The organism is Piscinibacter sp. XHJ-5 (assembly GCF_029855045.1).
Classification (GTDB): domain Bacteria; phylum Pseudomonadota; class Gammaproteobacteria; order Burkholderiales; family Burkholderiaceae_C; genus Albitalea.
This window is the reverse complement of the sequence record NZ_CP123228.1, coordinates 892693-908999: the sequence shown is the minus strand read 5'-3', so window position 1 is coordinate 908999 and position 16307 is coordinate 892693. Positions and strand designations below refer to the sequence as shown.

General features: G+C 70.0%; 18 protein-coding genes. 16 read left to right on the top strand and 2 right to left on the bottom strand.

Features of this window, described 5'->3' with window-relative positions; translation table 11 throughout:
* The first annotated feature begins 1 nt into the window (after position 1).
* The 5 genes from P7V53_RS04300 (at position 2) to soxZ (ending at position 4722) form a co-directional block, all read left to right on the top strand.
* Complete coding sequence (locus P7V53_RS04300; protein ID WP_280154244.1) at positions 2-1114, top strand: YbdK family carboxylate-amine ligase; 1113 nt, start codon at positions 2-4, stop codon at positions 1112-1114.
* A 75-nt stretch (positions 1115-1189) separates the two neighbouring features.
* Complete coding sequence (locus tag P7V53_RS04295; RefSeq protein ID WP_280154243.1) at positions 1190-1660, top strand: 2Fe-2S iron-sulfur cluster-binding protein; 471 nt, start codon at positions 1190-1192, stop codon at positions 1658-1660.
* Positions 1657-3831, top strand: coding sequence for a molybdopterin cofactor-binding domain-containing protein (locus P7V53_RS04290; RefSeq protein ID WP_280154242.1), 2175 nt, complete (start codon positions 1657-1659; stop codon positions 3829-3831). Before P7V53_RS04295 ends, P7V53_RS04290 begins: the two co-directional genes overlap by 4 nt.
* Before the next feature lie 119 nt (positions 3832-3950).
* Positions 3951-4400 (top strand): SoxY-related AACIE arm protein, encoded by a 450-nt coding sequence (locus tag P7V53_RS04285; RefSeq protein ID WP_280154241.1) that lies wholly within the window; start codon positions 3951-3953, stop codon positions 4398-4400.
* A gap of 1 nt (position 4401) precedes the next feature.
* On the top strand, positions 4402-4722 hold the full coding sequence (soxZ, locus tag P7V53_RS04280; protein ID WP_280154240.1) for a thiosulfate oxidation carrier complex protein SoxZ: 321 nt from the start codon (positions 4402-4404) through the stop codon (positions 4720-4722).
* 166 nt (positions 4723-4888) lie between these two features.
* Here the strand turns inward: soxZ and hpaR are convergent, their stop codons facing one another.
* Complete coding sequence (gene hpaR, locus P7V53_RS04275; RefSeq protein ID WP_280154239.1) at positions 4889-5362, bottom strand: homoprotocatechuate degradation operon regulator HpaR; 474 nt, start codon at positions 5360-5362, stop codon at positions 4889-4891.
* An 85-nt stretch (positions 5363-5447) separates the two neighbouring features.
* Between hpaR and P7V53_RS04270 the strand changes: the two genes are divergently transcribed.
* From P7V53_RS04270 to P7V53_RS04225, 10 genes are all read left to right on the top strand, one after another.
* On the top strand, positions 5448-6083 hold the full coding sequence (locus P7V53_RS04270) for a fumarylacetoacetate hydrolase family protein (protein ID WP_280154238.1): 636 nt from the start codon (positions 5448-5450) through the stop codon (positions 6081-6083).
* Positions 6080-6841, top strand: a complete 762-nt coding sequence (locus tag P7V53_RS04265) for a fumarylacetoacetate hydrolase family protein (RefSeq protein WP_280154237.1) — start codon at positions 6080-6082, stop codon at positions 6839-6841. The genes P7V53_RS04270 and P7V53_RS04265 overlap by 4 nt, the downstream gene beginning before the upstream one ends.
* Positions 6838-8295 (top strand): 5-carboxymethyl-2-hydroxymuconate semialdehyde dehydrogenase, encoded by a 1458-nt coding sequence (gene hpaE, locus P7V53_RS04260; RefSeq protein ID WP_280154236.1) that lies wholly within the window; start codon positions 6838-6840, stop codon positions 8293-8295. Before P7V53_RS04265 ends, hpaE begins: the two co-directional genes overlap by 4 nt.
* A 4-nt stretch (positions 8296-8299) precedes the next feature.
* Positions 8300-9169: a 3,4-dihydroxyphenylacetate 2,3-dioxygenase gene (hpaD, locus tag P7V53_RS04255; protein WP_280154235.1), complete on the top strand. Its 870-nt coding sequence runs from the start codon at positions 8300-8302 to the stop codon at positions 9167-9169.
* 2 nt (positions 9170-9171) lie between these two features.
* Positions 9172-9570 (top strand): 5-carboxymethyl-2-hydroxymuconate Delta-isomerase, encoded by a 399-nt coding sequence (locus tag P7V53_RS04250; RefSeq protein WP_280154234.1) that lies wholly within the window; start codon positions 9172-9174, stop codon positions 9568-9570.
* Positions 9571-9573: 3 nt separating this feature from the next.
* Positions 9574-10377 (top strand): 2-oxo-hept-4-ene-1,7-dioate hydratase, encoded by an 804-nt coding sequence (hpaH, locus tag P7V53_RS04245; RefSeq protein WP_280154233.1) that lies wholly within the window; start codon positions 9574-9576, stop codon positions 10375-10377.
* Positions 10378-10396: 19 nt separating this feature from the next.
* Positions 10397-11377: a 2-dehydropantoate 2-reductase gene (locus tag P7V53_RS04240; protein ID WP_280154232.1), complete on the top strand. Its 981-nt coding sequence runs from the start codon at positions 10397-10399 to the stop codon at positions 11375-11377.
* A 79-nt stretch (positions 11378-11456) separates the two neighbouring features.
* On the top strand, positions 11457-12104 hold the full coding sequence (locus P7V53_RS04235) for a hypothetical protein (protein WP_280154231.1): 648 nt from the start codon (positions 11457-11459) through the stop codon (positions 12102-12104).
* Positions 12101-12892 carry a siderophore-interacting protein gene (locus tag P7V53_RS04230; protein ID WP_280154230.1) on the top strand — a complete coding sequence of 264 codons (792 nt, stop codon included), beginning with the start codon at positions 12101-12103 and terminating at the stop codon, positions 12890-12892. Before P7V53_RS04235 ends, P7V53_RS04230 begins: the two co-directional genes overlap by 4 nt.
* Before the next feature lie 53 nt (positions 12893-12945).
* Entirely contained in the window at positions 12946-14169 is a 1224-nt protein-coding gene (locus P7V53_RS04225) for an FAD-binding oxidoreductase (protein ID WP_280156430.1), read from the top strand.
* Positions 14170-14172: 3 nt separating this feature from the next.
* On the opposite strand, the gene P7V53_RS04220 is transcribed toward P7V53_RS04225, so the two are convergent.
* Positions 14173-15282: a TIGR03118 family protein gene (locus P7V53_RS04220; RefSeq protein WP_280154229.1), complete on the bottom strand. Its 1110-nt coding sequence runs from the start codon at positions 15280-15282 to the stop codon at positions 14173-14175.
* A 131-nt stretch (positions 15283-15413) separates the two neighbouring features.
* Here P7V53_RS04220 and dapF point away from each other — a divergent pair, with 131 nt between their 5' ends.
* Positions 15414-16265, top strand: coding sequence for a diaminopimelate epimerase (gene dapF / locus P7V53_RS04215; protein WP_280154228.1), 852 nt, complete (start codon positions 15414-15416; stop codon positions 16263-16265).
* Positions 16266-16307 lie beyond the last annotated feature (42 nt).

Genomic DNA, 16307 nt, shown 5'->3' with positions numbered 1-16307 from the left:
CATGAGCGTCGCCGCCTTCACCGCGTCGGAGCCGCTGACGCTCGGCGTCGAGCTCGAGCTGCAGCTCGTCAGCACCCACGACTTCGACCTCGCCCCGCAGGCCGACGACCTGCTGCGCGTGCTGAAGAATCACACCGGCGCCTGGGACGTGAAGCCCGAGATCACGCGCAGCATGATCGAGATCGGCACCTCCATCCAGCGCGAGCACGGCCCGCTGGTGGCCGAGCTGCACGACTTGCGCAAGCAACTGTCGGCCGGCGCGCGCAAGCTCAACATCGCCATCGCCGGCGGCGGGACACACCCCTTCCAGCACTGGAGCGCGCAGCAGATCTACCCGACCGAGCGCTTCCACTACATCAGCGAGCTGTACGGCTACCTGGCCAAGCAGTTCACCGTGTTCGGACAGCACGTGCACATCGGCTGCGAGAACGGCGACACCGCGCTGTGGCTGCTGCACGCGCTGTCGCGCTACGTGCCGCACTTCATCGCGCTGTCGGCCTCGTCGCCGTACGTGCAAGGCGTGGACACCGGCTTCGACTCGGCGCGCCTCAATTCGGTATTTGCATTTCCGCTGTCGGGTCGTGCGCCGTTCGCGCTGACGTGGGACGACTTCGGCCACTACTTCGACAAGATGACCAGCACCGGCGTCGTGCAGTCCATGAAGGACTTCTACTGGGACATCCGGCCCAAGCCCGAGTTCGGCACGATCGAGCTGCGCGTGTGCGACACGCCGCTCACCGTGGACAAGGCCGCGGCGCTGGCGTGCTACCTGCAATGCCTGTGCCGCCACCTGCGCGAGGAGCGCCCGTTCGAGCCGGCCGAGGACGACTACCTCGTCTACGCCTTCAACCGCTTCCAGGCCTGCCGCTTCGGCCTCGACGGCGAGATCATCGATCCCAAGACCAAGCAGCGACACAAGCTGCGCGACGACATCCTGCGCACGCTGGCGCGCATCGACGAGCACGCGCTCGACCTGCGGGCGCTGGACGCCAGCAACCTGCTGCGCGACAGCCTGTTCGACGGCAACGACGCGCGCGGCCTGCGCGCCCGCCATGCCACCGGCCTGCCGCTGGAAGCCGCCGTCGAATGGGCCGCGCATCGCTGGATGGCATGACCCTTCGCCTCCGTCGGGCATCTCCGTTTGAGATGCTCGACGGTCTCGACACGCACGCCCCAGGAGACACCGCCGATGGCCAGGCTCAATGTCAACGGGCGGGTCCGCGAATTCGATGCGGAGCCGGACACGCCGCTGCTGTGGGTGCTGCGCGAGCAGCTTCAGCTCACCGGCACCAAGTACGGCTGCGGCATTGCCCAGTGCGGCGCGTGCACCGTGCACATCGACGGCGTCGCCACGCGCTCCTGCGTGCGGCCCGTCTCCACGGTCGGCCCGGACGAGAAGGTCGTGACCATCGAGGGCCTCTCGCCCCAGGGTGATCACCCGGTGCAGAAAGCGTGGGCGGCGCTCGACGTGCCGCAATGCGGCTACTGCCAGGCCGGCATGGTGATGGCCGCAGCGGCGCTGCTGAAGTCCAAGCCGCAGCCCACCGACGCCGACATCGACCAGGCGATGAGCAACATCTGCCGCTGTGGCACGTACAACCGCGTGCGCGCGGCGATCAAGCAGGCGGCCGGCGGCCGCACCGGAGGTGCCGCCGGATGACCATCACACTGACCCGCCGCATCTTCATCGGCGGCTCGGCCGTCGCCGTGGGCGGGCTGGCGGTCGGCATCGCGGTGCCGCGCGCGGGCAAGGTGAAGGCCGAGGTCGCCGCGGCGCCGGACGAGGTGAACGCGTGGGTGGTCATCAAGCCGGACGACAGCGTGATCATCCGCATCGCCCGCTCCGAGATGGGCCAGGGCACCCTGACCGGCCTGGCTCAGCTCGTCGCCGAGGAACTCGAGTGCGACTGGTCGAAGGTCAGCACGGAATATCCGACGCCGGGCCAGAACCTGGCCCGGCGTCGGGTCTGGGGCAGCTTCTCCACCGGCGGCAGCCGCGGCATCCGCGACTCGCACGAATATGTCCGCAAGGGCGGCGCGGTCGCACGCACCCTGCTGATCCAGGCCGCGGCCGACGAATGGAAGGTGCCGGCGTCCGAATGCAGCGCGGCCGACAGCGTCGTCACGCACAGGCCGAGCGGGCGCAAGACCACCTACGGCAAGGTCGCCGCGGCGGCCGCCAGGCTGAAGCCGCCCACCGAGGTCGCGCTGAAGGACCCGAAGACCTGGAAGGTGGCGGGCAAGCCGGTGAAGCGCCTGGACACGGCGCCCAAGCTCACCGGCGCGCAGCTCTACGGCAGCGACCTGCGCCTGCCGGGCATGCTCAATGCCGCCATCAAGGACTGCCCGGTGGTGGGCGGCAAGCTCAAGAGCTTCGACGCCGCGGCGATCCAGAACCGGCCCGGCGTGACGAAGGTGGTCAAGGTCGGCGACACCGCGGTCGCCGTCGTGGCCGACACCTGGTGGCGCGCCAAGACCGCGCTCGATGCCATGCCCGTCCAGTGGGACGAAGGCGCTCACGCCAGGCTGTCCAGCGCCGACATCGCCGCAATGCTCAGGTCGGGCCTGGACGCACCGGAAGCCGCCGTCGGGCACCAGACCGGCGACGCCCGCGGCGCGCTGGCGCGAGCCGCCCGACGCATCGAGGCGGTGTACTCGTACCCGTACCAGAACCACGCGACGATGGAGCCGATGAACGCCACGGCGCGCTGGACGCCGGAGCGCTGCGAGGTCTGGACCCCCACGCAGAACGGCGAAGCGGCGCTCGCCGCCACCGCCGAGGCGGCCGGATTGCCCACATCGAAGTGCGACGTGCACAAGCAGCTGCTGGGCGGGGGCTTCGGCCGCCGCGGCGCCACCGACTGGATCCGCCAGGCCGTGGCGATTGCCAGGGAAATGCCCGGCACGCCGGTCAAGCTGATGTGGACGCGCGAAGAAGACATGCAGCATGGCTTCTATCACCCGATCACGCAGTGCAAGCTGACCGCCGGTCTCGACGCGCAGGGCAATCTCACCGCCTTGCACATGCGCATCTCGGGGCAGTCCATCCTCGCCGGACTCGCGCCGCAGAACCTGCAGAGCGGCAAGGACCCGGCGGTGTTCCAGGGCCTGAATGCGGGCGGCACCGAGAGCGCCTTCGGCTACGCGGTGCCCCACCTGCTGATCGACCACGCGATGCGCAACCCGCCGGTGCGCCCCGGCTTATGGCGCGGCGTGAACCTGAACCACAACGCCATCTACGTCGAGTGCTTCCTCGACGAGGTCGCGCACGCCACCGGACAGGATCCGCTCGCGCTGCGCCGCAAGCTGCTGGCCAGGTCGCCCAGGCACCTGGCGGTGCTCGACGCGGTGGCCGAGCGCGCCGGCTGGGACAAGCCGGCGCCCAAGGGCGTGCACCGCGGGCTGGCGCAGATCATGGGCTTCGGCAGCTACGTCGCTGCGTGCGCCGAGGTCTCGGTGAGCGACGAGGGCGTGCTGAAGATCCGGCGCATCGTCGCCGCCACCGACCCCGGCCATGCGGTCAATCCTCAGCAGATCGAGGCCCAGGTCGAAGGCTCCTTCGTCTACGGACTGTCGGCGGCGCTGTTCGGCGGCATCACGCTGAAGGATGGCCGCGTGGAGCAGACCAACTTCGACAGCTACCCGGTGATGCGCCTGTCGGACATGCCCGCCGTGGAAACCATCGTGATGCCGTCCGGCGGCTTCTGGGGCGGTGTCGGCGAGCCCACCATCGCGGTGGCCGCGCCCGCGGTGCTCAACGCCGTCTTCGCCGCCACCGGCAAGCGCATCCGCGACTTGCCGCTGAAGCAGCACAGTCTCAGGAAGGCTTGAATGCACGATGAGCCGCCGGTGTCGTTCAGCCGGGTTCACGGCGCTGGCCGTGGTGGCGGCCGCCGCCTGGGCGCAGCCGGTCGCATTCCTGCGCACGCTGCGCCCCTGAGACGGAGCCCATGACCATGCTGACCCGCCGCAACCTGGTCTTCGCCGGTGCCGCCGCATGCACCGTATCCCTGCGGCCGGCGCTCGCGCAATCGGACGAGCTGCAGGCGGTGGTGCGCGCCTTCGCGGCGAACGCGCCGGTGCGCGAGGGCAAGGTGCAGATCGAGATCGCGCCGCTGGTCGAGAACGGCAATGCGGTGCCCATCGCGATCAGGGTGGAAAGCCCGATGAGCGCCGCCGACCACGTGAAGGCGATCGCGCTCTTCAACGAGCGCAATCCACAGCGTGAAGTGGCGGTGTTCCATCTCACGCCGCGCTCGGGACGCGCCGTCGTCTCCACGCGCATCCGCCTCGCGACCTCGCAGAAGCTGGTCGCGGTGGCGCGCATGAGCGACGGCAGCCACTGGTCGAACACCGTCGACGTGATCGTCACGCTCGCCGGCTGCATCGAGGGTTCCTGACATGGCCCGCACGCTGATCAATGCACCCGCCAGCGCAAGGCGCGGCGACATCATCGAGATCCGCACCCTGATCGCGCATCCGATGGAGACGGGCTTTCGGCCCGGACCCGACGGCAAGCTGCTGCCGCGCGACATCATCCGAAGCTTCAGCTGCCGCTACGACAACGAGCTGGTGTTCAGCATGGAGCTGCACTCGGCCATTGCCGCCAATCCCTACATCACCTTCCACACCGTGGCCACGGCCAGCGGCACGCTGCATTTCAGCTGGGAGGGCGACAACGGCTTCGCGCAGTCCGAAATCCACAACATCGTCGTGACATGAGCCTCGAAGGGTTCGCTGCAGCGGCGCTTGCGCAACTGCATGACGGGGGTGAGCGCCCAGCCGTTTGCGTACGTTTCCGTTCGAGCTGACGGAGCTGGAGCTGTACCTGGCGGGGCGGGCAGCGGGGATGAAGATCGAGACGCCGGCGGTGCGGCCGTGATGCCCTTCAGGACTCCTCCACGTCCGTCACCGCCCCCAGCCGCGCCGTCAGCTCTTCGAGCAGCGCATACAACCCTTCCAGATGTTCGCCACCCACTCGCTCGGCGATCTGCGCATAGATGGCCTCCGACAGCGGGCCCAGCGCTTCCACCAGCCGCTGACCGCGGCGGGTGATCGCAACCTGTGCCGCGCGCAGGTCGTCCTGGTGGACGGTGCGCTCGATGAGCTTCTTGTTCTCCAGCGTCTTCAGCAGCCGCGACAGGCTGGGCATGCTGATCAGCGTGTCGATCGACAGGTCGCTGGCCCGCATCGGACCATCGGACAGCAGCGCGCGCAGCACCCGCCATTGCTGCTCCGACACGCCATGCTGGCGCAGCATGGGGCGGAAGTTGGCCATCACCGATTCGCGCGCCCGCAGCAACGCCATCGGCAGGGAGCGTGAAAAGGCGCGCAGGGGCGTATCGACAGCTTGGCGAGGCATGGCGCGAAAGTTAACACGTGAAGCTTGTCGAACCGCAGCGCTGGCCGTATAGTTAACATATCAACTAAATTCGGGACGACCCTGCATGCCCACCGTCTACGGCGTCGCGCTGAACGACTCGGCCACCCTGGCGCGGCTGGGGCGGCGGCTGCATGAGCCGCCGTACCAGGCGCCGCCCGCGGCGCCCGTGCTGTATCTCAAACCGGCCAACACGTGGGCGCCCGACGGCGCCGACGTGGCGGTGCCGGCAGAACCAGGCGTGGTACGCGTCGGCGCCACGCTGGGCATCGTGATCGGCCGCGCCGCGACCCGCGTCGACCGGGCCGATGCGCTGTCGCACATCGGCGGCTACGTCGTCGCAAGCGATCTCGAGCTGCCGCACGACAGCCACTTCCGTCCCGCGGTGCGCCAGCGCTGCCGCGACGGCTTCTGTCCGATGAGCACGGTGTTTCCCGCCTCGTCGCTGTCCGATCCGGACCAGGCGGTGATTCGCACCCGGATCGACGGGCAGGAGGTGCATCACCGCACGCTGGCCACCCTGGTGCGCTCCGTGCCCGCCCTGATCGCCGACATCACCGGATTCATGACCCTGTCCGCAGGCGACGTGCTGCTCGTCGGCCCGCCCGACGAAGCGCCGCTGGCGCGCGCCGGGCAATCGATCCTGGTCGCCATCGACGGCCTGGGAACGCTCAGGCACCACCTCGTCGCGGAGGCCGCATGAAGCGCGGACGGGTCCTCTGGCAAGGCGCCGCGCACGCCGTCGAGCCGGCGGACGGCGGCGTGCGCCTCGTCGACAGCGGCCGCGTGCTGCGCGAGGACGAGCTGCAATGGCTGCCGCCGATGGCGTTCCGCACGATCTTCGCGCTCGGGCTCAACTACGCCGATCACGCCAGGGAGCTCGCGTTCAAGGCACCTGCCGAGCCGCTCGTCTTCCTGAAGGGCCCGAACACGCTCGGCGGGCACCGCGGCGTGACGCACCGCCCGGCCGGCGCGACCTTCATGCACTACGAATGCGAGCTCGCCGTCGTCATCGGCCGAGCCGGCAAGCGCATCCCGCGCTCGCAGGCCTGGGCGCACGTGGCGGGCTACACCGTCGCCAACGACTATGCGATCCGCGACTACCTCGAGAACTACGAGCGCCCCAACCTGCGCGTGAAGAACCGCGACGGCTGCACGCCCATCGGTCCATGGCTCGTCGATGCCGCCGACGTGCCCGATCCGATGAACCTTGCGCTCACGACCACGGTCAACGGCCGCGTCACCCAGCGCGGCAACACGCGCGACATGGTGTTCGACATCCCTGCGCTCGTCGAGCATCTGAGCAGCTTCATGACGCTGTCTGCCGGCGACGTCATCCTCACCGGCACGCCCGACGGGGTGGTCGACTGCGCCGTCGGCGACGAAGTGATCTGCGAGATCGAAGGCATAGGCCGCCTCGTCAACACCATCGCCGCGCCGCCCGCGGCTTCCGCTGCATGAACACCATCCGTCATCTGATCGGCGGCGAGCACGTCGCCGGACCCCAGGTCTTCCACACCGCCAATCCGGCGACGCAGGAGCTGCTGGCCGAAGTCGCGCTCGGCGGCGAGGCCGAGGTCGCCGCCGCCGTGCAGGCCGCACGCCGGGCGTTTCCCGCGTGGGCGGGCCTGGCCGCGGCCGAGCGCGCCCGCATCATGCGTCGCCTGGGCGACCTCATCACCGCGCACGTGCCCGATCTGTCGGACACCGAGACCCGCGACACCGGCCAGGTGATCTCGCAGACGCGCAAGCAGCTCGTGCCGCGCGCGGCCGACAACTTCCACTACTTCGCCGAGATGTGCACGCGCACCGACGGCCACACCTACCCGACGACCACGCACCTCAACTACACGCTGTTCCATCCGGTCGGCGTCTGCGCGCTGATCTCGCCGTGGAACGTGCCCTTCATGACGGCCACGTGGAAGGTCGCGCCCTGCCTGGCGTTCGGCAACACCGCGGTGCTGAAGATGAGCGAGCTCTCGCCGCTCACCGCGTCTCGCCTGGGTGAGCTGGCGCTCGAGGCAGGCGTTCCCCCCGGCGTGCTGAACGTCGTGCACGGCGACGGCCGCACCGGCCAGGCGCTGGTGGCGCATCCCGACGTGCGTGCCATCTCCTTCACCGGCAGCACCGTCACCGGCAACCGCATCATCCAGTCGGCCGGCCTGAAGAAGTTCTCGATGGAGCTCGGGGGCAAGAGCCCGTTCGTGATCTTCGACGATGCGCAATGGGACCGCGCGCTCGATGCGGCGCTGTTCATGATCTTCTCGAACAACGGCGAGCGCTGCACCGCCGGCTCGCGCATCCTGGTGCAGCGCTCCATCCACGACCGCTTCGCGCAGGCCTTCGCCCAGCGCGCCTCGCGCATCCGTGTCGGCGATCCTCTCCACGAGGCCACGCTCATCGGCCCGATGATCTCCGCCGGCCATCTCGACAAGGTGCGCCGCTACATCGGCTTAGGCCTCGAGGACGGCGCCGACCTGCTGACCGGCGGCCTCGACGCGCCGGCGCTGCCCGCGCACCTCGCGAAGGGGCACTTCGTGCGTCCCACGGTGTTCGCCAACGTGCGCAACGACATGCGCATCGCGCAGGACGAGATCTTCGGGCCGGTCGCCTGTCTCATTCCCTTCGACGACGAGGCCGATGCGATACGCATCGCCAACGACACGCGCTACGGCCTGTCGTCGTACGTGTGGACCGAGAACCTGGGCCGCGCGCACCGCGTGGCCGCCGCGATCGAGGCCGGCATGTGCTTCGTCAACAGCCAGAACGTGCGCGACCTGCGCCAGCCTTTCGGCGGCACCAAGGCCTCGGGCACCGGCCGCGAGGGCGGCACCTGGAGCTTCGAGGTGTTCCTCGAGCCGAAGAACGTGTGCGTGTCCACGACCGATCACCACATCCCGCACTGGGGAGGCTGACACCATGGGCACCCTGGCTCTCGCCGCAAAGATCACCCACGTGCCGTCGATGTACCTGTCGGAGCTCGACGGCCCGCACAAGGGCTGCCGCCAGGCCGCCATCGACGGCCATGTCGAGATCGGCCGGCGCTGCCGCGCGCTCGGAGTCGACACCATCGTCGTGTTCGACGTGCACTGGCTGGTCAACGCGGAGTACCACGTCAACTGCGCACCGCAGTTCGAAGGCGTCTACACCAGCAACGAGCTGCCCCACTTCATCCGCAACATGCCGTATGCCTATCCCGGCAACACGCGGCTCGGGCAGCTCATCGCCGAGACCGCCACCGAGATGGGCGTCAAGTCGCGTGCGCACCACGACACCACGCTGGAGCTCGAGTACGGCACGCTGGTGCCCATGCGCTACATGAACGCCGACCGTCACTTCAAGGTCGTCTCGGTCTCCGCCTGGTGCATGTGGCACGACCTGAAGGACAGCGAGCGCTTCGGCCGCGCCGTGCGCCGCGCGATCGAGCAGCGCTACGACGGCACCGTGGCGGTGTTCGCCAGCGGATCGCTGTCGCACCACTTCGCCGACAACGGACATGCCCCGGAGTTCATGCACAGGATGTGGGACCCCTTCCTCGAGCAGATGGACCTGCGCGTGGTCGAGCTCTGGCAGCGCGGCGACTTCGCCACCTTCACCCGCATGCTGCCGATGTACGCCGAGCGCTGCTTCGGCGAAGGCGGCATGCACGACACCGCGATGCTGCTCGGCGTGCTGGGCGGCGAGCACTACCGCGAGCCGGCCGAGATCGTGACGCCATTCTTCGCCAGCTCGGGCACCGGCCAGATCAATGCGGTGTTTCCGGTCGCGCCGCTGCCTCCAGGAGCCTGACGATGCCGCACCTGACGCTCGAGTATTCGGCCAACCTCGAGGCCGACTTCGGCGCGCTCTGCCAGGAGCTCGCCGCCACACTGGTCGCGCAGCGCGACGAGCGCGGCGCCGCCGTGTACCCGATCGGCGGCGTGCGCGTGCGCGCCCTGCGCTGCGACGACTACTGCATCGCCGACGGCGCCCCCGATGCCGGCTTCGTGCACGGCACCCTCAAGATCGCCGCAGGCCGCAGCGATGCGGTGAAGCGCGCGACCGGCGACGCGCTGTTCGACGCGATGAAGCGCGGCTTCGAGCGTCAGTTCGCCGCGCACGGCCTGGCGCTGTCGCTCGCGATCCAGGAGCTCGACGAGGGCGGCACCTGGAAGCACAACAACCTGCACCAGCGCTTTCGCAAGGACTGAGCCATGCTCGACGACACCACCGTCCGCTCGCTCGCCGGGCAGCTCGAGAACGCCCGCGTGACGCGGCAGCCGCTGCGCCACTTCTCGCGGGCACATCCGCAGATGACGGTCGACGACGGCTACCGCATCCAGCGCGAATGGCTCGGGCTGCGCCTGGCCCAGGGCCGCGTCGTCAAGGGCCGCAAGATCGGCCTCACCTCGCGGGCCATGCAGCAGGCGTCGCAGATCGGCGAGCCCGACTTCGCGCCGCTGCTGGACGACATGTTCCATGCGCAGGGCAGCGACATTCCGGCTGCCCGGTTCATCGCGCCGCGCGTCGAGGTGGAGCTGGCCTTCATCCTCGGCAAGCCGCTGCAGGGCCCGGACGTGACGCTGTTCGACGTGCTGTCCGCGACCGACTACGTGACTCCCGCCGTGGAGATCATCGACGCACGCATCGAGCAGTTCGACCGCGAGACCCGACAGATGCGGCGCGTGACCGACACCATCTCCGACTTCGCCGCCAATGCCGGCATCGTGCTCGGCGGCCGTCCGGTCAGACCCACCGATGTCGATCTGCGCTGGGTGGGCGCGCTGCTGCACAAGAACGGGGTGATCGAGGAGACCGGGCTGGCGGCCGGCGTGCTCAACCACCCCGCGACCGGCATCGCATGGCTGGCCAACAAGATCGCGCCGTACGATGAGCGCCTCGAAGCCGGCCAGGTCGTGCTTGCCGGCTCGTTCACCCGGCCCACGCCGGCACGCGCCGGCGATGTCTTCCACGTCGACTACGGACCGCTCGGCTCGGTCGCATTCCGCTTCGTTTGAAGCGGTGAAGGGCGAAAACGTGACACGTGTCTGCATTGCGGGCGTCGGCGCCATCGGCGGGCTGTTCGGCGCGTGGCTGGGCCGGATGCCCGACGTCGATCTGAGTGCCCTGGCGCGCGGCCGCACGCTGGAGGTGCTGCGCCGCGACGGGCTGCAGCTCGAAAGCGCCGGCTCGACGCAGCGCGTCGCCCTGCGCGCGAGCGACGACCCGCGCGAGTTGGGAGAGCAGGACCTGGTGATCGTCGCCGTCAAGGGGCCGGCGCTGGCCTCGGTCGCTTCGAAGGTGGCCGGCCTCCTGGGACCGCAGACGCCCGTGCTGGTGGCGATGAACGGCGTCCCCTGGTGGTTCTTCGACGGCCTGCCCGGGGAATGCCACGGACTGCGGCTCGAATCCGTCGATCCCGGCGGCGTGGTGCGCGCGGCGATTCCGGCCGAGCGCGTGATCGGCTGCGTGGTCCATGCAGCCAGCGCGGCAACGGCGCCCGGCGTGGTGCGCCACGCCATGGGCAACGGCCTCATCATCGGCGAGCCGCGCGGCGGCACCAGCGCGCGCCTGGAGCAGCTGACGGCGCTGCTGGCACGCGCGGGCTTCGCCGTCACGGCGAGCGAGCGCATCCAGCGCGACATCTGGTTCAAGCTGTGGGGCAACATGACGATGAACCCGATGTCGGCACTGACCGGCGCCACGATGGACCGCCTGCTCGACGATCCGCTGGTGCGGTCCTACGCGAGTGCCGTCATGCTCGAGGCGCGGGAGATCGGTGCGCGCATCGGCTGTCCCATCGACCAGACGCCTGAACAGCGGCACGAGGTGACGCGCAAGCTGGGTGCGGTCAAGACGTCCATGCTGCAGGACGTCGAGGCCGGCCGGCCGCTGGAGCTTGCAGCGCTCGTCGGCGCCGTCAAGGAAATCGCCGGGCACCTGCGGATTCCCACGCCGCACCTCGACGGGCTGCTCGGCCTCGCGCGCGTGATGGCGCAGGCGCGCGGCTTGACCTGACGGCGTGCGTGGGAACGCGTGAACAGACCCGCCGCGCGGCGGATCAGAATCGGACCCCCTCTGGAAGGCAGGTCATTCCATGAAGATTGCACGACGTCGCATCCTGCGCGAAGCCGGAGCGCTGGGCATGCTCGCATCGGTGCCGCCGGCCTGGCCGCAGGCCGCCACGGCTTGCTCGCCGGCGCCGCAGTGCCGCAAGGACTGCGGGCCGACGGCGAGCGCCACCGAAGGCCCGTTCTATGTCGCCAACGCGCCGGAGGGCGTGGACATCAATCCCGGCAAGGCGCCCGGCCAGCCGATGCGCATCGCCGGCACCGTGTACAGCGAGGACGGCGTCACGCCGGTGCGGCGCGCGCGGGTCGAGATCTGGCACGCCGATGCCCAGGGCGACTACCACCCCAACGGCAACGGCGACATCTCGCGCTACCGCCGCGGCGAGATCAATCTGCGCGGCTGGACCACCACCGACGACGCGGGCCGCTATGCCTTCACCAGCATCGTGCCGGCGCGCTACGCCAACCGCCGTCGCCACATCCACTGGAAGATCACCGCGGCGGGGCACGCGCCGCTGACGACGCAGTCGTACTGGATCGAGGAGCGGGGCACCGAAGCCGAACGGCGCGACTTCACCGACCGTCGCGTCGAGGCCTGCCGCTGGGTCGCTTTCCAGGAACAGCAGGGCACCATGGTCGGCGTGTTCGACATCGTGCTGAAGAACCACGCATGACCGAGTCCACCACCCCCACTCCCCGCCGCCGCTCACCGCCGCGCCGCATCACGGTCAGGCGCATTCAGACCTTGAGCCCGGCGATGCGACGCATCACTTTCGGCGGCCCGGACCTTGCCGGCTTCGGGCCACCCGCGCCGGCCGGCTACCTCAAGCTCGTGTTCCCCGAGCCCGGCCGGCAGGAAGCCGTGCCGCCAGCCCCCGAGGGGCCGCGTCCCTCATCGATGCGCACCTACACGCCGCGCCGCTTCGATGCGGGTGCACTCGAGCTCGACGTCGACTTCGTGTTGCACGGCGAAGGACCGGCGTCGAACTGGGTCGAGCGCGCCGAGCTCGGCGATGCGCTCTACATGATGGGACCCGGTCCCGGCTACGCGGTCGACAGGAGCGCGCCCCTGCACTGGCTGATCGGCGATGACAGCGCGCTGCCGGCGATCGAGACGCTGCTGGAGGTGCTGCCCGAGACGAGCCGCGCGGAGGTCTTCGCCGAGGTCGTGTCGGCGGACGAGGAACGCACGCTGGCCGGCACCGTCGCCCGGCAGGTGCACTGGCTGCCGCGCGGACCCGACAAGAACACCGCCGGCGCGGCGCTCGAAGCCGCGCTGCGGGCGCGGCCGGCGCCACCGCTCGGCACCCGGATCTACATCGCCTGCGAAGCGATGGCGATGCGCCGCCTGCGCCGTCTGCTGATCGAGGAACTGGGCGTGCCCAAGGCGCAGGTCATCGGCCGGGGCTACTGGAAGCTGGGCGAGGTGAATCACCCCGACCACGACTACGGCGACGATTGAGCCTCTCGAACTACTACGCCGCCACCGCCGGCGGCGGCGCGCGGCGCGCCGCGCTGCAGCAGCACACCGAGGCCGAGGTGTGCATCGTGGGCGCCGGCTTCGCCGGCCTGGCCACGGCGATCGGCCTCGTCGAGCGCGGCGTGCGCGAGGTGGTCGTCCTGGAGGCCGAGCATGTCGGGTTCGGCGCTTCGGGCCGCAACGGCGGCTTCGTGTTCGGCGGCTACAGCCTGGACTGCGCCGAGCTGCTGGCCCAGCTGGGACCCGAGCGCGCCCGCTCGGTCTATGCGCTGACGCGGCGGGCCGTGACGCTGATCCGCGAGCGTGTCGCGCGCCATGCGATCGACTGCGAGCTGGTCGAAGGCGGCGCGCTGCTCGCCAACTGGTTCGACGACGACACCTTGCTGCTGCGCCAGCAGCGCCTGATGGAGGATCACTTCGGCGTGCACTGGCGCTTCGTCGGCAAGCCCGAGCTCGACAGCTGGGTCCGTTCCGAGCGCTACAGCGCAGGCCTGGTCGAGCCCGACGCCTTCCATTTCCATCCGCTGAAGTACGCGCTCGGCGCAGCGGCCGCCGTCGAGGCGATGGGGGGCGCCATCCACGAGCGTTCGCCCGTCACGGCAATCGAGAACGCATCCGGCGGCGCGCGGATCACGACGCCGGCCGGCTCGGTGCGGGCGCGCCACGTGGTCATCGCGGGCGGCGGCTACCTGGCGGGACTGGTCCCGGCGCTCGAACGCGCCATCCTGCCGATCGCAACCTACGTGATGACCACCGAGCCGCTCGGCGACGCGCTGGCCGGGCTGATCCCGTCGCGAGCGGCCGTCTACGACACGCGCTTCGCCTTCGATTACTACCGCCGGCTGAACGACACGCGGCTGCTCTGGGGCGGTCGCATCTCGGTGCGCGACCGCCGCGCGGACCACATCGCCCGCTTCCTGAAGCAGGACATGTCGAAGGTGTTTCCTTTGCTGCGCGACGCGCGCATCGATCATGCCTGGGGCGGCATGATGAGCTACGCGCGCCACAAGATGCCGCAGATCGGGCGCCTGCCGAATGGCTGGTGGTACGGGCTCGGCTTCGGCGGTCACGGGGTCGCGCCGACCACCGCCGCCGGCGAGGTGCTGGCAGCGGCGATCGCTCACGGCGAGCCCATTCCCGAGGGCTTCGAGCGCTATGGCCTGCCGCGGACTTTCCGGCCGGCCGGGCTCGCGGCCGCGCAGGCCACGTATGCGTGGGCGCAGCTCAAGGATCGCTGGCGCGGGCTGCGCCTGTCGTAGCCCTCACGCAGCGCGCCGCCTCATCAGGCCCAGCCCCAGCAGGCCGCCCGCCATCAACGCCCACGTCCCCGGCTCCGGCACGGCGACCAGCACGCCGAACATCCCGTGCGTCTCCTCGTCCGGACCGGCGCTGAAGTACAGCAGCCGGCTGCTGCCGGCCTGCGCGTCATTGCCCGGCGTGATGGCCCACAGTCCGTCGATCTCCAGCGGCTGGCCGTTGCTGCCGGTCACCTGGCCGAGGAAGCTGTGGGTGGTTGCGTCGAAGGCATTGATGCGGCCGTCGCCGAAGTTGCCGACCAGCAAGGCGCCGGCCCACGCGCCGAAGGAAGCGGGCGCGATCGCCAGGCCCCACGGCGCATTGAGGGTGCCGCCGGTGGCGATGCGCGACAGGAAATTGCCCTGCAGGTCGAAGCTGTCGACGATGCCCAGCCCCGGTCCTGTCACCTCCTCGTCGCCCTCTTCGTTGGGCACTGCGTAGGCGACATACAGCGTGCCGCCGAGGTTCTGCACGTTGAACGGCGCATACCCCTGCGGCAGGGCAGGATCGATGAAGCCGCCGGCCAGCGAGGGCGCCGCTGCGCTGCCCTTCAGCACATCGATGGCGCCCGACTTGAAGTTGGCCGCGTAGAGGTAGCTGTTGCCGGCGAGCGTCGAGAAGGCGGCACCCAGATACGCGTTGCCGGGCGCGGCCGGCATCAGGACTTCGGCGGTGCTGCCCAGCGCGGGCCGCCAGCCCGAGATCGTGCCTTCCGCGCTGGCGAACAGGAACAGGTTGCCGTTGAAGGCGCCGCTGGCGGCATTGCCGTTGAACACCTGGCCGGTCGGCACGCCGGGCACCGTGACGGTGAGGCCGAGCTTGGTCGTCGCCTGGGTGAGCGGATCCACGCGGTACAGGGGCGAGGTACCGGTCTCGGCCGCCGACACCCAGAACGGCGAGGTGGGACCGAACGAAATGCCCCAGGCGTTCTTGAGCCCGGGGTCGGTGATCTGGGCCGGGTGCGCCGACGGATCGTCGGTCACCAGCGACAGCACGTTGAAATCGACGGCCCCAGCCGGAAAGGCCAGCGCGATGGCGACGCTGCCCGCAAGCACCGGAAGACGCATCAAATGCATGGCGGATCTCCTCATAGACATCCTCCACGACCCGCCCGGTATACGTTGCAGTGCGGCTGCGCCATCCATCCAGGCCGGGGCGGCGACAACATCGCACGAGCGGCCTTCACCCGCTCCGGGATAATCGCCGGATGCGACTCCCGTTCACCAAGATGCAAGGCGCCGGCAACGACTTCGTCGTGCTCGACGCCACGCGCGGACCGCTGGACCTCACCGCCGACCAGTACCGCGCACTCGGCGACCGGCGCTTCGGTGTCGGCGCCGACCAGATCCTCGTCGTCGAGCGCAGCAGCACGCCGGGCGTCGACTTTCGCTATCGCATCTTCAACAACAGCGGCGACGAGGTCGAGCAATGCGGCAACGGCGCGCGCTGCTTCGTGCGTTTCGTTCGCGACAAAGGCCTGTCGGACAAGGACGTGATCCGCGTCGAGACCATGAACACCTTGCTCGAGCTGCGGCTGCAGCCCGACGGCCGTGTCACCGTCGACATGAGCGCGCCGATCTTCGAGCCGGACCGCGTGCCCTTCGACGCGGGCGGGCTGACGCCGCAGCCCATGGGCCACTTCGAGCTGTGGCCGCTCGACCTCGGCGACTACGCCGTGGCGGTGTGCGTGCTGTCCATGGGCAACCCGCACGCCGTCCAGCTGGTGAACGACGTCGACCACGCGCCGGTCGCGCTGCAAGGCCCGGTCATCGAAAGCCACGCGCGCTTCCCACGCCGCGTGAACGCCGGCTTCATGCAGGTGGTGAACCGCCGGCACATCCGGCTGCGCGTGCACGAGCGCGGCGCCGGCGAAACCCTCGCCTGCGGCACCGGCGCGTGCGCGGCGGTGGTGGCCGGCATCCGGCTCGGCCTGCTCGACTCGACGGTCGACGTCGACACCCACGGGGGCCGGCTCACGATCGAATGGAACGGGGGTGACAGTCACGTGCTGATGACCGGCCCCGCACAAACCGTCTTTGAAGGAGAGATCGAACTGTGAATCACCCCGCGTCACCCTTCCAGCGGGCCGAGTGCCGGGCCG